Annotated in this window: 13 protein-coding genes; 9 read left to right on the top strand and 4 right to left on the bottom strand. The window is 44.0% G+C overall.

The window, feature by feature from the left end; translation table 11 throughout:
• Positions 1-33: 33 nt before the first annotated feature.
• From mbhE to mnhG, 6 genes are read left to right on the top strand one after another with little or no spacing between them, the layout of a single operon-like run.
• A complete protein-coding gene (gene mbhE / locus R7190_RS07770) occupies positions 34-2,703 on the top strand; it encodes a hydrogen gas-evolving membrane-bound hydrogenase subunit E (RefSeq protein ID WP_186585404.1) in 2,670 nt (889 codons plus the stop codon).
• A complete protein-coding gene (locus R7190_RS07765; protein WP_017633704.1) occupies positions 2,703-3,056 on the top strand; it encodes a Na+/H+ antiporter subunit C in 354 nt (117 codons plus the stop codon). The genes mbhE and R7190_RS07765 overlap by 1 nt, the downstream gene beginning before the upstream one ends.
• A complete protein-coding gene (locus R7190_RS07760) occupies positions 3,053-4,549 on the top strand; it encodes a Na+/H+ antiporter subunit D (protein ID WP_186585403.1) in 1,497 nt (498 codons plus the stop codon). The genes R7190_RS07765 and R7190_RS07760 overlap by 4 nt, the downstream gene beginning before the upstream one ends.
• The gene (locus tag R7190_RS07755; protein ID WP_005373320.1) at positions 4,546-5,022 is read left to right on the top strand and encodes a Na+/H+ antiporter subunit E; all 477 of its coding nucleotides are present in this window, start codon (positions 4,546-4,548) and stop codon (positions 5,020-5,022) included. Before R7190_RS07760 ends, R7190_RS07755 begins: the two co-directional genes overlap by 4 nt.
• A complete protein-coding gene (locus tag R7190_RS07750; protein WP_005373317.1) occupies positions 5,015-5,293 on the top strand; it encodes a cation:proton antiporter in 279 nt (92 codons plus the stop codon). Before R7190_RS07755 ends, R7190_RS07750 begins: the two co-directional genes overlap by 8 nt.
• Positions 5,293-5,586, top strand: a complete 294-nt coding sequence (gene mnhG / locus R7190_RS07745) for a monovalent cation/H(+) antiporter subunit G (RefSeq protein ID WP_005373314.1) — start codon at positions 5,293-5,295, stop codon at positions 5,584-5,586. Before R7190_RS07750 ends, mnhG begins: the two co-directional genes overlap by 1 nt.
• 19 nt (positions 5,587-5,605) lie before the next feature.
• Here mnhG and R7190_RS07740 read toward each other — a convergent pair whose 3' ends face one another.
• Positions 5,606-6,313 (bottom strand): GntR family transcriptional regulator, encoded by a 708-nt coding sequence (locus tag R7190_RS07740; protein WP_054730587.1) that lies wholly within the window; start codon positions 6,311-6,313, stop codon positions 5,606-5,608.
• Between the two features lie 180 nt (positions 6,314-6,493).
• On the opposite strand from R7190_RS07740, the gene R7190_RS07735 reads away from it, so the two are divergent.
• Both R7190_RS07735 and R7190_RS07730 read left to right on the top strand, forming a co-directional pair.
• Entirely contained in the window at positions 6,494-7,822 is a 1,329-nt protein-coding gene (locus R7190_RS07735) for a 6-phospho-alpha-glucosidase (protein WP_005373308.1), read from the top strand.
• Between the two features lie 55 nt (positions 7,823-7,877).
• Complete coding sequence (locus tag R7190_RS07730; RefSeq protein WP_017633701.1) at positions 7,878-9,428, top strand: alpha-glucoside-specific PTS transporter subunit IIBC; 1,551 nt, start codon at positions 7,878-7,880, stop codon at positions 9,426-9,428.
• Positions 9,429-9,605: 177 nt separating this feature from the next.
• Here the strand turns inward: R7190_RS07730 and R7190_RS07725 are convergent, their stop codons facing one another.
• From R7190_RS07725 to R7190_RS07715, 3 genes are all read right to left on the bottom strand, one after another.
• Positions 9,606-11,636: an acetoacetate--CoA ligase gene (locus R7190_RS07725; protein ID WP_186585402.1), complete on the bottom strand. Its 2,031-nt coding sequence runs from the start codon at positions 11,634-11,636 to the stop codon at positions 9,606-9,608.
• A gap of 87 nt (positions 11,637-11,723) precedes the next feature.
• Entirely contained in the window at positions 11,724-12,650 is a 927-nt protein-coding gene (locus tag R7190_RS07720) for an electron transfer flavoprotein subunit alpha/FixB family protein (protein WP_186585401.1), read from the bottom strand.
• Positions 12,647-13,399: an electron transfer flavoprotein subunit beta/FixA family protein gene (locus tag R7190_RS07715; protein ID WP_186585400.1), complete on the bottom strand. Its 753-nt coding sequence runs from the start codon at positions 13,397-13,399 to the stop codon at positions 12,647-12,649. The genes R7190_RS07720 and R7190_RS07715 overlap by 4 nt, the downstream gene beginning before the upstream one ends.
• A 155-nt stretch (positions 13,400-13,554) precedes the next feature.
• Between R7190_RS07715 and R7190_RS07710 the strand changes: the two genes are divergently transcribed.
• Positions 13,555-15,192, top strand: a complete 1,638-nt coding sequence (locus R7190_RS07710) for an electron transfer flavoprotein-ubiquinone oxidoreductase (RefSeq protein ID WP_186585399.1) — start codon at positions 13,555-13,557, stop codon at positions 15,190-15,192.
• The last annotated feature ends 92 nt before the right edge of the window (positions 15,193-15,284 follow it).

Genomic DNA, 15,284 nt, shown 5'->3' with positions numbered 1-15,284 from the left:
GGCGTACCTTCTTATAATAACGAATGGGCTGCGATGTTGAATAACATAACGGGTAAAGAAAACCTGCCGAAAAACCTAGATAATCAGTTGGTCTTACTGATTTTCCCTGCGCTGCCAGTTTTAATCTTCTCTTTTCTCTTCTACATCTATACTCCTGCAGGCGTGAGCTGGAATGCGGAATGGATACCAAGCCTCGATATCAACCTTAGCTTTAGATTAGATGGTCTTTCATTTCTTTTTGCGGGACTGATCAGTGGGATTGGCGCACTGATTCAAATCTACGCTTTGGCTTATTTACGAGAAAGTGATAGCCGGTTTTCCTTTCATTTGTATCTAACCCTATTCATGCTTGCCATGCTAGGGATTGTGATGAGCGATAACATTCTGTTGTTATTTGTTTTCTGGGAACTCACCACCATCACTTCTTACTTACTGATCGGGTTTAATCACGAAAATAAAACGTCTCGGAAAAACGCCTTGCAGTCGCTGATTGTTACCGGTGCTGGTGGACTAGCGTTGCTAGCTGGTCTTATCTTGCTGGGAGCAATGGCTGGGAGTTATGAGCTAAATACCATTATCGAGCAGGCAGACACTATTGCGCAGCATGAATGGTTTATCCCATCTCTAGTGCTCATACTACTCGGTGCATTTACTAAATCTGCGCAATTCCCGTTTCATTTTTGGCTACCTAACGCGATGGCAGCTCCCACTCCGGTCAGTGCGTATTTACACTCGGCAACAATGGTAAAGGCAGGCATTTACCTATTAGCACGTTTATCGCCAGTTTATGCCCACAGCGAGATCTGGTTTTATGCTTTAGTCATCACTGGGAGTATCACGGCCATTTGGTGCACATTTGTCGCATTAAAACAAACTGACTTGAAGCTGATGCTAGCCTACAGCACGAATGTTGCTTTGGGTAAATTAACATTATTACTAGGTATGGGCACAGATTTGGCCGTTAGTGCGGTATTGATGTTTATTCTCGCTCACTCTTTCTATAAAGCTGCGCTGTTTATGGTGGTGGGTAATATCGACAAAGCGACAGGAACACGAGATATTGATCAATTGTACGGTCTGAAGTCAGTTCTCGTCATCAGCATGGTTGCGGGGAGTTTGGCTGCATTGTCTAAAGCGGGGTTCCCGCCGTTGTTAGGCTTTTTGAGCAAAGAATACATGTACAAGTCCGCAGTAGAGCTCAATAACTGGATCGCCTTTGTACTTTTAATCGTGAATATACTGATGGTCGCGCTAACCATTATGCTTATTGCGAGACCATTCTTTGCTCGCCGTGATCTCGTGCCGATTGAAACTAAGCCAGTTGAGACAAAAAAAGCCATGTGGATCTCGCCTTTGCTCTTGGCAGTTGGCAGCCTCCTAGTTCCGTTATTCGGTTTGAATTGGTTAGATCGCAATATTATTTTTCCGGGCTCTGCTGACATTCTGCCCACAGCAACTCTTAAAGAAACATCACTATGGCATGGCGTGAATGTACCGTTAGTGTTAAGCGTTATTACGCTAGCGTTGGGGTATGTGGTGTACCGTGTTTATCCAGCTGTGTTTGCATTTTTTCAGCGGTTACATCTATTCGTCCCCAAAGCGGAGAATATTTTTGAACGACTATTAGATGGCATGATGACAGTGGCGAAGTGGCAAACGGCGCGGTTACAGCAAAAGAAATTGAGTCGCTATGTCCTATTATTTTTCACGGTACTTGCCGTTGCGTTACTGAGTCAGGTAGCGCTTATTCCTCTGCCTTTGGTTGGCGAACTTTCAAGTGTCACTTTCTATGAGATTGGTATTGCCTTATTGTTGATTGGTGCTGCGCTCGTATGTACGTTGTCCCACGCAAGACTTCTTGCGATTTCTGCGCTTGGTATGATTGGCTTCATGACCACGCTTGTTTTTATGATTTATAGCGCCCCGGACGTTGCGAAGACTTTACTGTTAGTGGAAACATTAATGGTGGTCTTTCTTGCATTGTTAATGCGTCATATGCCACGTCTAACCACCGTGCCCAAGCATTCAATAAAACGTAAAGTAGCGAATATTTGCATAGCAGGTGTGATAGGTGTTTCGGTTACTTTACTTTTGTTAGGAATCACGTCTCAGCCGATGGACTCTTCGGTGTCAGATTTCTTTGCAGAAAACAGTGTCCCGGGTGGACATGGGCGAAACATTGTTAACGTTATTCTGGTCGACTTTCGCGCATTTGATACATTGGGAGAAGTTGTTGTCGTTGTTATTGCAGGGATTGCGGCAGTGAGTTTGCTTAAGACAAGAGCGAAAAAGCAAAATCGTATCCAATCATTAATTTTTGCAACCACGGCACACATTGTTTCGGCACTCATGCTCGTATTTTCAGTGTATCTGTTGTTACGTGGTCATAATGAACCGGGTGGTGGCTTTATTGGTGCGTTGATTGCCGTTATTGGTTTATCACTTCTCATGTTCGCGGAATCACCGAAATACGTTCGTTCTAGGTTGTATTTCAAGCCGTTTCTCATTGCGTTATCTGGCATCGCATTGAGCTTAGTTTCTGGTGCTTTGAGCTTTGTGTTTGATAAACCGTTTTTGACCGGACTGTGGTGGAAAGATGTGATACCACTAGGGACGCCATTGGTTTTTGATGTTGGTGTTTACCTTGCCGTTATAGGTGGCGTGATGGGTATGCTGCTTCGTATTAATGAGGAGCTAGAGTGATGGAAATAGTCTGGAGTGTTGTCGTTGGAGTATTTGTCGCAGCAGGTGTTTATTTAATGCTTGAAAAGCATATCTTGCGTCTTTTGTTCGGCATCATGTTACTCAGTAGTGCGGTTAACCTTGCTATTTTTACCGCTGGGAGGCTGACGCCCGGAGAACCGCCATTGATTGGCGATAATGCTCTTTTACCACCAGATAGCGCGGCAAATCCTTTACCTCAAGCGCTTATCTTAACTGCGATAGTCATCGGTTTTGGACTGCTTATTTTTGCTTTAATGCTGTTCTATCGAGCTTATAAAGACACTGGAACTGCAAACGTCGATGAAATGCAACGTTCTGAGGAGGGTCAATGAGTTCGATTTTGCTTACGTTACCGGTTGTTCTCTCGCTGAGTACGGCGTTGACTATCTTCTTCGTCCGTCGCTCAACAAAAAGTGTTGAGTGGTTGAGCGGAGTAAGTGCGATTTCGAACCTTTTCGTAGCTGGCTTTCTCACAGAAAACATCATAAATAATGGTATTCAAGCCGTTGCTTTTGGTCAGTGGAGTGCGCCATTTGGTATCGTGTTTGTCGCAGATTACCTCAGCGTTGCTATGGTGATGATAACGGCGGTGATTGGTGCGATATGTGTTTTCTACGCGATGGCGGACCTTCACCGAAAGCCCTCCTATAGCAATTACCATGCGTTAATGCACATGTTGCTTGCTGGCGTTTATGGCGCTTTCCTGACTGGAGATATTTTTAATCTGTATGTTTGGTTTGAGGTCATGCTCATTTCATCATTTGGTTTAATGGTGTTAGATGCAACGAAAACTCAAGTTGATGGTGCAGTAAAGTACGTCATGTTGAACCTGATTTCGACGCTGGTATTTTTGCTTGCTATCGGCTTGTTGTATGGCGCAACGGGCACCTTGAACCTGGCCGATCTCTACACCAAAGTAGGGGAAAATGAATTGAGCATCAACATGATGCTGTCCGCGCTGTTTTTGTTTGCCTTCTCTATTAAAGCGGCACTCTTTCCTTTATTTGCTTGGTTGCCAGCTTCTTATCACACGTTACCAAGCGGTGTGGTTGCACTGTTTGCCGCGTTGCTTACTAAAGTCGGTGTATACGCGTTGATAAGAGTCTTCACCTTAGTATTTCCGCTCTCCGAGAGTGGCTGGCAACCGACGTTAATTTGGGTCGCAGGGCTAACCATGTTAACGGGCGTTTTAGGAGCGGCTAGCCAATTCGACATTAAGAAAATTCTTTCTTTTCATATTATTAGCCAAATAGGCTATATGATCATGGGGTTGGCTATTTACACTCCCTTAGCTTTAGCCGGTGCCATTTTCTACATTGTTCATCACATCATTGTAAAAGCGAATTTGTTCTTAATAGGTGGATTCATCGAGCGCAAATATGGCTCTAGTCAACTTGAACATTTGGGTGGGGTATACAAAGCTATGCCTTGGTTAGCGTTCTTGTTTCTTGTCCCTGCGTTTTCTCTGGCCGGTTTCCCACCGCTATCGGGTTTCTGGGGAAAGCTATTGGTCATCAAGTCGAGCATACAGGCTGAGTATTACTGGTTAGCAGGTACCGCGTTATTGGTGGGGTTGCTTACTGTCTACTCGATGACGAAAATTTGGAGTGAGGCATTTTGGAAAAAGCCATTTAGAGAGAAGCCAGAACAGACTCTGCAGGCCAAAGTACATTGGTTGTACTGCGTTCCAATTATTGTATTGACAACGTTGACGCTAATCATTGGCTTAGTGGCGGAGCCTTTTTATCAATTTTCCGTTCAAGCTGCAGAACAACTGTTAAATCCGACTGAATACATCAGAGTGGTGTTAGGAGGAAATGCATGATCTATCTATTCCTCAATTTTTTCTTAGCGTTAGCGTGGATGATGCTTAATGGCAGCTATTCGAGTCTGAATTTTGTTGTCGGATTTACGGTCGGCTTTTTTGCTTTAAGGTTGAGTCAACCATTTGGATTGAAAACGAGCTATTTTCAACGTTTTGCATCTGCATTGAAGTTATTGGTGTACTTCGCTTATGAAATGGTTATATCGGTTGCGAAAGTGGTGTGGGACGTCGTGACACCTACTCATTTGAGTCAGCCTGATATCGTTTATGTCCCTCTGGAGGTCGATTCTGACCTAGAAATCACATTACTGGCGAACATGGTTTCTTTAACACCGGGTACGCTTAGTTTGGATGTTACGGCTGATAAAAAGTATCTTATCGTTCATGCCATGTTTGCACCTGAACATGAAGAGGTTATTCGCGGAATTAAAGATGGGTTAGAGCATCGAATTTTGGAGGTGACGCGTGGATAGTTGGCTGCAAATAACGGTCACTTTTGCCTATTCTGGGCTACTACTCAGCTTTGTTATGGCTTTTGCTCGTTTAATTCTAGGACCAACGCTAGCTGATCGAGTTGTGGCGTTAGATCTGATTTCATTTATCACTATCGGATTTATTACGGTTTACACCTTAGACAGCGGTGAGGACGCTCTGTTAGACATCGCCATTACATTAGGTTTGGTCGCATTTCTCGGCACGATCGCATTTGCACGTTTGATCGTTAAAAGAAAGGAGAAAGAATAATGGACGTGTTGATTGGACTATTTTTATGCTTAGGAACATTGTTGACCTTGGTTGCAAGTCTAGGTGTCCTGAGGCTTCCTGATTTGTATACCCGAATGCATGCAGCGACCAAAGCTGGAACTGTCGGAGTGAGCTGCTTGTTATTAGCGGTCGCTTTCTCACTCCCTGAAGTTACCGTGATCTCTCGGGTTATCGGTACGATGTTGTTTATCGTTCTCACTGCGCCAGTCGCCTCCCACCTGCTCGGCAGAGCAATGCGAGAGGTCGGATATAAGATTTGGCGTAATGATTAACCATTAGCGTCGAATAGTACTACGCCCTAGTTGAAATAAACTCGAAGCTGTATTGATGAAGTCGGAAGTAATTGACGGTATATTCAAATGCACGACCATCTTCTAGGTAACCAGTGGACTCAACTTTTAGAATAGGGGAAGCTTCTGATTCATTCAGGTATGAGGCCGTCTCTGCATCTAACAAGTACGGTTTGACAGACTGACTGCTTTTCGCAATTTTCAATCCTTTGCTATTTTCAATGTACTCATATTTAGAACCATTCATTATGGCTATGCTCAAGTCTGGAAATAACATTGCTGGCATATGAGTGACTTCGTAAATTTCAGGCTCATCATTAATACATCTGAGTCTATGTATTTCATATGTATCATCATTGGGCGAGAGATTTAACTGCTTAGCAACCTGCTCATTCGGCTTTTTAAGTTCGAACTTTATGACTTGAGAGCTAGGCGTTTTCCCCTGTTTACTGACTTCCTCGATAAAACCCAGCAAATGTAAGGCATCATGTTGGGCTTTTAGATCGTTTACATAAGTTCCACTACCTCTTGTCCGACTAATTAAATTATTGTCGACCAGAATTTGTAAGCTTTTTCTGATGGTTACGCGGCTTACGGAAAACTCTTCTTGCAAATCACTCTCTTTTGGAAGCATCGATTTCGGTTGTAGTTCCCCATCTTTGATCTTTTTTTCTAATCGTTCCGCAATGTCTATGTATTTGGGTTTCATAATACCTCGCTAAGTCTTGGACCATGATAGCAAGAATGTGATCTGAGATGTAGTTAATACTTTTCCTTAGGATCTTTGTGTGATTTTTATCTCGTATCTTTGTGCTTATACTTTAAATGTATCATAAAAGTATTAATACTTACTTTATACATTTTCAGGATAAACATTTGAGGTAGCGAAATGAAACGTCAAAAATTAACGATTGTTGGTGCTGGCAGTACATACACACTTGGTATGATGAACAGCCTTATTGCCGAAAAAGATAACTTTCCACTCGCAAAAGTCGTGTTTTACGACATAGATGAGAAACGCCAAGAGTCGAATGCATTAGCTACTGAAATTCTATTGCGAGAACACTATCCAGAAGTTGAAGAGTTTGTTTATACAACGGATAAATCTGTCGCATTCGCAGATTCGGACTTTTTCTTTATACAGATCCGCACTGGTGGGTTGGCCATGCGCGAGCGCGATGAACAAATCCCGCTATCCAACTCTTGTGTTGGGCAAGAGACATGTGGCGCGGGAGGAATGGCATATGGACTTCGCTCTATCGGCGATATGATCCAGCTAGTGAACGAGATCCGACAAACGTGTCCAGATGCGTGGATTCTTAATTACACCAACCCAGCGGCAATTGTCGCTGAAGCTTTAAATCGTGAATTTCCGCATGATAAGCGAATTCTAAATATTTGTGATATGCCAGCAGCGATTATGGTCAGCTATGCGCAATTGTTAGGGTGTGAAATTTGGGACTTTGTTCCTGAATATTTTGGGCTTAATCACTATGGCTGGTTTACCAAAATTCGTAACAAACAGGGTGAAGACTTAACGGATAAAATTAAAAATATCATCCTAAAAGAAGGGATCAGTGCGGTTGATGCGGAAATAGCGGATGACCCATCGTGGCAAGCCACATTCAAAAACATGAGAACAATGCTTGCTGATAATCCAGAGTTTTTGCCGAATACGTATCTTCAATACTATTTGTACCCTGAAAAAATGGTGGCGAAAGAGGATATCAATAATACTCGCGCAAGGCAGGTAATTAACGGCCGTGAGAAACGAGTGTTCGAATTGAACGCAAGAATAATTGAAGCGGGCACCACGAAGCACGAAACACTGCATGCCGATATCCATGGTCGATACATGGTGAGAGTTGCGGCTTCGCTTGCCTACAACTTGAGCGATGTGTATCTCGTCATCGTACCGAATAATGGTGCTATTACAAATTTACAAAATGACGCCATGGTAGAAGTTCCAGCTGCGCTAACTAGTGATGGACCGAAAGCTTTTACTGTAGGAAAAATCCCAACCTTCCAAAAAGCCATGATTGAAAGCCAACTTGGTTACGAGAAATTAGTCGTGGATGCTTGGTACGAAGGAAGTCAGCAAAAGCTGATTAATGCACTCACACTTAACCGTACCGTGGTTAATGTGCCAAAAGCTAAAGAAATAACAAAACAATTACTAGAAGAAAATAAAGCCTACCTTCCTCAATTTTTTCAATAACAACTGGACGTTCGGGGCCTACTTGTAGGCTCCGTGAATGAAACAAGAGGTTTATATGAAAGACATTATTCAAAGGTTCGGAGCCGCGATGTTTGTTCCCGTTCTATTATTTCCAGCAGCGGGCATGTTATTGGGTTTCTCTGTTGTGCTGTTAAATCAAGAAGTGTTTCCTTGGGCACTAGAGGGGAGTGCTTGGGTTAAAGTCTCGACGATCATTTTACAGGCATCTCTCGCTGTATTTAAAAATATGGCACTTATTTTTGCCGTTGGGTTACCTATCGCTTTAGCTAAAAAAGCATCTGGTCGCGCTGTACTTGCAACACTCGTTTCCTACATTACGTTTAACTACGTTATTGGTGGAATCCTTCAATTTTGGGGACCAGAACTGGGCGTGAACTATACGGAAGGTGAGCGAGGTTTGACTGAAGTTGGTGGCATTCTAACGCTTGATACCAACTTGCTAGGTGCCATTTTAATTGCAAGTCTCTCTGTTTGGGTTCACAACCGATTCTTTGATAAAAAGCTACCGGATTGGGCGGCTGTATTTGGCGGAACGCCATTGGTTGTGATCATTAGTTTCCCCATTATGGTCGTGATGGCAATTCTAACTTGTTTGACTTGGCCAAGTATTCAGCATGGTATTAACAATCTGCAATCATTTTTGGTTTCTGCTGGATCGTTAGGGGTATGGCTATTTACGTTTTTAGAGCGAATCATGATACCAACGGGGTTGCATCATTTCGTATATGGTCCCGTTTTTTATGGGCCAGTTGCAGTCGATGGCGGAACGGTTGCCTATTGGATTCAAAATATACAGACATTCGCCCAGAGCTCGGAAAGTTTAACGACACAATTTCCTCAGGGTGGTTTGATGTTGACGGGAATGGGTAAAGTGTTTGGTTGTACGGGTATCGCACTAGCACTCTATTCAGTTGCGAAAAAAGAAAATAAAAAGATGGTGATGGGGTTAGTGCTCGGAGCCGCAATCACAGCAATTCTTACAGGGATCACCGAACCAATAGAGTTTACATTCTTATTTATCGCACCTGCGCTGTTTGCTTTGCATGCGTTGTTATCTGCGACAATGGCAACGATCGCCTTTATGTTTGGTGTTTCCGGTAACTTTCAGACTGGCTTGATAGACTTCATTTTCCAAAACTGGTTGCCTTTGGCTGGTAACCATGCAGGAACATACGTGATTCAGATTATTATTGGTCTCATGTTTACTGGTGTCTACTTTGTTACGTTTCGCGCGCTTATTTTAAAATACAACATACTTACTCCGGGACGTGAAGGTGCAGATAGTAAGTTGTATTCCAAAGCTGACTACAAAGAAGCGAAAGCGGTCCATAACAGTAGCGCAAGTCCGTCACAAGCTAGTGCCTTTATTGAAGGTTTGGGTGGAAAAGAAAACATTGAATTGTTAACTAATTGCGCGACGCGTCTGCGTGTTAAAGTTAAAGATGTCTCTCTGGTAAAGGAGAACGCATTTTTCACACAGCACGGAGCGGTGAATATTGTTAGAAATCAAGAGAGCCTTCAAATCATCGTTGGTTTAACGGTGCCACAAGTTCGCGAAGATATGAGCCAACTGATAAAAGCTTAACCCCCAAACTAATGCTCCAGCTCATATGGCTCAAAGGTGAGATAGAATTATCTCACCTTTTTTGTGTACATGAAGCATATTTCGCTCAGTTTCCACGAAAGTGGGGAGGAGTTATCGAGCGAGCTAAAATATAGTTAGGTTATACCCGTCTGTATTGTGGGAAGACTTGTTGGGTCTCTAATTGACAGTGGCGCCACTTTCTATGTTGAAAAGCGTTTTAATTTCTTCCAGCACTTCTGGGTTAGCAATAGCACCAATGTTTTTTACAGCTTGTCCGTTTACCAATTGTTTCACTGCTAGCTCAACCAATTTGCCTGAGCGCGTTTTAGGAATATCACTGATAGCAAAAATTTGTCGTGGGACATGGCGCGGTGAACATTTTGTTTTCAATGTTTGGCGAATTGAATCGGTGAGTTGTTGGGTTAACTCGACGTTGTGAGCGAGTTTTACTAGTAACCAGATTTCTTCAGACTGCTGGTTTAACTTGCCGACGGCGATGGAGTCCTCGACCTCGGGTAACGCGTTCACTTGCTGATAGATCTCAGCGGTGCCGATTCGTACGCCGCCTGGATTCAATGTCGCATCGCTACGGCCATAAAAAATAAAACCGCCATGTTCGGTTTGCATCACATCGTCGCCATGGTGCCAGATATCGGTAAACTTGCTCCAATAAGCGTTGTGATAGCGTTCGCCGTTGTCGTGCCAGAAGCCAATAGGGAAGTTAGGTAGTGAGTTATTGCAAGTTAGTTCGCCGCGTTGCTGTGTAATGGTTTTTCCCTCGTCGTCCAAAACACGCACGTCGATTCCCAGCCCTGCGCCTTGGCATTCACCTTTGTAAACTGGTGAGATAGGGTTTCCCAGTACAAAGCATCCGCAAATATCCGTGCCGCCAGCGATAGAAGCGAGATGTAAGTCCTGCTTGATGTGCTGATAGACATAACTAAATTGTTCTGGGTAAAGCACCGAACCAGTTGAGCAAAGAGTTTTGAGTGACTTCAGGTTATGTTCTAGTTTTGGAGAGCAGTTTGCCTGTTCCAGTGCTTCTAAGTATTTCGCTGAAGTACCAAACAGCGACACGCTATGTTCTTCTGCTAATTGCCATAAGACGGAGTGATCAGGGTAAACCGGACTACCGTCGTAAATCACTAAGGCAGCACCACTCGCAAGAGCGGAAACATGCCAGTTCCACATCATCCAACCACATGTTGTGTAGTAGAAAACCTTGTCTTGCGATTTGATGTCGCAATGCAGTTGATGTTCTTTGAGGTGATTGAGCAAGGTACCGCCTGCGGAATGGACAATACACTTAGGTTGACCTGTTGTACCAGAAGAATACAAAATGAATAACGGGTCATTAAACAGCGTTGGTTGATATTGAATTGATTGTGGAGAAAAGTGGTGAGTAATATCGGACCAAGAAACAAACTCAGAAGTGCTAGCACTCTCAGCGTTTTGTAAATATTCGATTTGGCATACGCTAATAGTAGTCTCTTCGGAGGCACTGCTTAACTTACTACTAAGAGTGGTGTTCTTGTTCGTCATATCGAAAGCTTTGCCTCCGAACTGGTAGCCATCACAGCAAAAAAGAACTTTCGGTTTGACCTGACCAAAACGCTCTACGACGCTATCGATACCAAAATCAGGAGAGGTTGAAGTCCAAATGGCACCAAGACTGGTGGTGGCCAGCATGGCAATAACGGTTTCAGGAAGGTAGGGCAAATAACCCGCAACGACATCGCCTTTACCGACACCACAATTGAGTAGCCATTGTTGAATGGCAGAAACTTGTTCAAGCAACTGTTTACCGGTGAGTTGTCTGTGTTCACCGCTTTCATTGCTAAAAACAATAAACTCACGCTCTGGTGATTGCTCAGCCTGAGATAGGAGGTTCTCTGCGTAGTTCAGCGTGGCGTCAGCAAACCATACTGTGTCTCTATTTACATGGTGATGATTAGAACCTGTTTGTGTCCATTTGGGACTGCCAAGGCTCTTGATTTGCGAACCTATATCTCCGATTACGTTGCAAAACTGCCAAGTATGTCGCCAAAATTCATCATTGTGCTCAATGGACCACTGGTGTAGAGACGTGTAATTGTTGATTACGGTACCTTCGGCTTTGTCTTTATTAACCTTTTCGATGAACCGTAATAAGTTGCTATTGCTGACGCGCTCAGCAGATGGTGACCAAATAGGTGCAGAATTTGGCATAGGTCCCTCTAATTTCAATTCTTTTGAATATGACCAAAAACAAAATAAAGGGGCGAACATAGCAGTGTTCGCCCCTTAACTGATCGTTTAAAGTTGTTCGGCAAGCTGAGGTAGTACCTCAAATAAATCACCAACCAATCCATAGTCGGCAACTTCAAAGATAGGAGATTCTGGATCTTTGTTGATCGCGACAATCACTTTGGATTCCTTCATTCCTGCAAGATGCTGGATGGCACCGGAAATCCCAACCGCTATATAAAGCTTAGGTGCAACGATTTTACCGGTTTGACCCACTTGTAAGTCGTTGGCAACAAACCCGGCATCAACCGCCGCGCGAGAAGCGCCAATGGCAGCACCTAGTTTATCGGCCACTTGTTCGATCAACGCGAAGTTCTCTTTGCTACCGACCCCGCGTCCACCTGACACAACCACCTCTGCCGCGCTTAATTCAGGGCGCTCTGACACGGTTTTATCGACAGAAACCAATTCAACCATTGGAGCTGAGATAGTTACCTGCTGATGCTTAATATCAGCTTGGTTGTGACAAGTAACCGGCTCAAACGCAGACGCGCGCACGGTGATGACGCGAACCTTGTCGCTGGTGGTCACTTTGGCAAATGCGTTTCCTGCGTAAATAGGGCGGACAAAAGTGTTTTCATCGATAACTTGGACAATATCGGAAATTTGCCCAACGCCGAACTTCGCTGCTACTCGCGGTGCAAGATCTTTCCCTTTTGATGATGAGCTAGCCCAGATTGCGTCAAAACCTTCAGCAATACTCACTACAGTAGGTGCGATACTCTCGGCAAATTGATGCTTAAGTTGCTCATCATCGACACAAATTACGTTTGATATACCATCAACGCGACAAGCTTGCTGAGCGACTTCTTCACACTGGTGGCCCACTACGATCAAAACATTGTCTTGGCTGACTTGTTTTGCTGCATTAACCACTTTGAGTGTGTCCGCATGCAATTGGTTATTGTCATGCTCTGCTATGATTAAGTTCTTCATGAAATCACCTTCGCTTCGTTACGCAGCTTATCGAGAAGCTCTGAGACAGATTCAACCTTGATGCCACCTTTTCTTTGCGCTGGCGGTGTGATTTCTTGAATGGTTTGGCTAAATACCACTTCAACACCCAGACTGTCAGGTGTGATGGTATCTAACGGCTTGCGCTTAGCTTTCATGATATTAGGCAAAGAGGCAAAACGCGGTTCATTCAGGCGTAAGTCAGTACTGATCACCGCAGGTAAGTTCATCGTGACCGTCATCAAGCCGCCGTCCACTTCTCTCACGACCTGAACTTTTTGATCTTCAATCTTCACGTCGGAAGCGAAAGTTGCTTGAGGCCAGTCAAGTAGGGCGGCCAGCATCTGAGCCACTTGGTTGTTGTCAGTATCAATGGATTGTTTACCCGTAATCACAAGCTGTGCTTGTTCTTGCTCAACCAGAGCTTTGAGCAGCTTAGCGACGACCAATGGCTCTATTTTGTCTTCAGTATCGATATGAATAGCGCGATCGGCACCTAACGCAAGCGCAGTACGTAGTTGCTCCTGACACTGGCTACCGCCGGCACTGACAACGATGACTTCATCTGCAATACCTTGCTCCTTTAGTCGTACGGCTTCTTCAACGGCTATTTCGCAAAATGGATTAATCGTCATCTTGACGTTATTGGTTTCAACATCGCTATGGTCCGCTTTCACGCGAACTTTAACGTAGGGATCAATGACCCTTTTGATTGGCACTAGTATTTTCACGTTAGATTCCTTTTACAGTGAAGACTATGTGTTTACAGTGAAGACGATGTGATGACGTCTTTAAAATGATGTTAATTTACCTTTACGTTTGCGTCAACTTTAAATATATTGTTGATTAACAAGTTGGCAACATGCAAAGAAAAAGGAATGCAATCATGGAAAGAGACTGCATGGAATTTGATGTTCTGATTGTAGGCGCTGGTCCCGCAGGTTTGTCTGCGGCATGCCGAATCAAACAATTAGCAGCAGAAAAAAAACAAGACCTCTCTGTTTGCGTGGTAGAAAAAGGTTCTGAAGTTGGAGCGCATATTTTATCGGGTGCGGTGTTTGAAACGCGGAGTTTGGATGAGCTTTTTCCCGACTGGGAAGAGAAAGGCGCGCCGCTCAATACCAAAGTAAACCAAGATAAAACCTACTATCTAGGCAATGACATCAATGGTCATGAACTGCCTTCTTGGGCGGTGCCTAATACGTTACATAACAAAGGTAATTACATCATAAGTTTGGGCAGTCTATGCCGATGGATGGCGTTGCAGGCTGAGAACTTAGGGGTGGAGGTCTACCCAGGTTTTACCGCCAGTCAAGCGATCATCGATGAAGATAGTCGTGTTTGTGGCGTGATCACGGGCGATATGGGATTAGATAAAAATGGTGAACAAAAAGGAAATTTCGAACCTGGTATTGAACTGCGAGCGAAGTTTACTTTATTTGCTGAAGGCGCACGGGGGCATATTGGTAAGCAGTTGATTAACCGATTTAATCTTGCTGAAGAGAAAACGCCTCAACACTACGCTATCGGTTTTAAAGAGCTGTGGGAAATCCCATCAGAGCAGCATCAGCAAGGTTTAGTAGTGCACGGATTAGGTTGGCCGTTATCAAATGAAGCTACAGGTGGCAGTTATCTCTACCATTTAGAGGGAAACCAAGTTGCCGTCGGGTTGATTGTTGACTTGAATTATAAGAATCCGCACTTGAGTCCATTTGATGAGTTTCAACGTTTTAAACACCACCCGTTGATTGAGCAATACCTCAAAAATGGGAAGCCTATTAGCTATGGCGCGAGAGCGATTACCAAGGGCGGCTTTCATTCGCTTCCCACGCAGCAGTTTGCTGGTGGCTTGTTAATTGGCTGTGATGCAGGAACACTTAACGGCGCTAAAATCAAAGGCACACACACCGCAATAAAATCTGGAATGCTTGCCGCTGAAGCAGTATGTGAAGCCCTTGAGAGTCAGTCAGTTACTGCTGATTATCAAAAGCATTTCAAACAGTCTTGGCTGTATGAAGAGCTTTATCAAGCACGTAACTTCTCAAGTGGAATCCACCGCTTTGGATCGTGGCTGGGCGGTGGTTTAGCGCTGCTGGAACATAACGTGTTAAAAGGTAAAGCTAAGTGGCATATCCGCTGTGATAAGCCTGATCATCAGTCTCTGTTATTGGCGGAAAACAGCAATGAAATTGTCTATCCGAAGCCTGATGGCGTGTTAAGTTTCGATCGCCTCTCTTCCGTTTATCTATCCAATATCTTCCATGAGGAAGATCAACCATGCCACTTACGACTGGAGAACCAGCGGATCCCTATTGAGCAGAACCTTGAATTATATGCAGAGCCAGCACAGCGCTATTGTCCGGCTGGCGTGTATGAAATCGTACAGGGGGAGCAGCAGCCAGAGCTGCAAATAAATGCGGCCAACTGTATCCACTGTAAGACCTGCGACATCAAAGATCCAAGTCAAAATATTACTTGGACTCCGCCAGAAGGTGGTGGTGGTCCGAACTATCCAAATATGTAAGCGTTTGAGAATAATTTTTATTAACAATTTATTTACTTAAAGTTTGCGTTAGTTCAAATCTTTCTCGATGAACTCGATTGCAACTTAATCTT

The organism is Vibrio sp. 1078-1 (genome assembly GCF_033340475.1).
The sequence above is the reverse complement of the archived record's forward strand: the minus strand, read 5'-3'. Positions and strand labels throughout refer to the sequence as shown.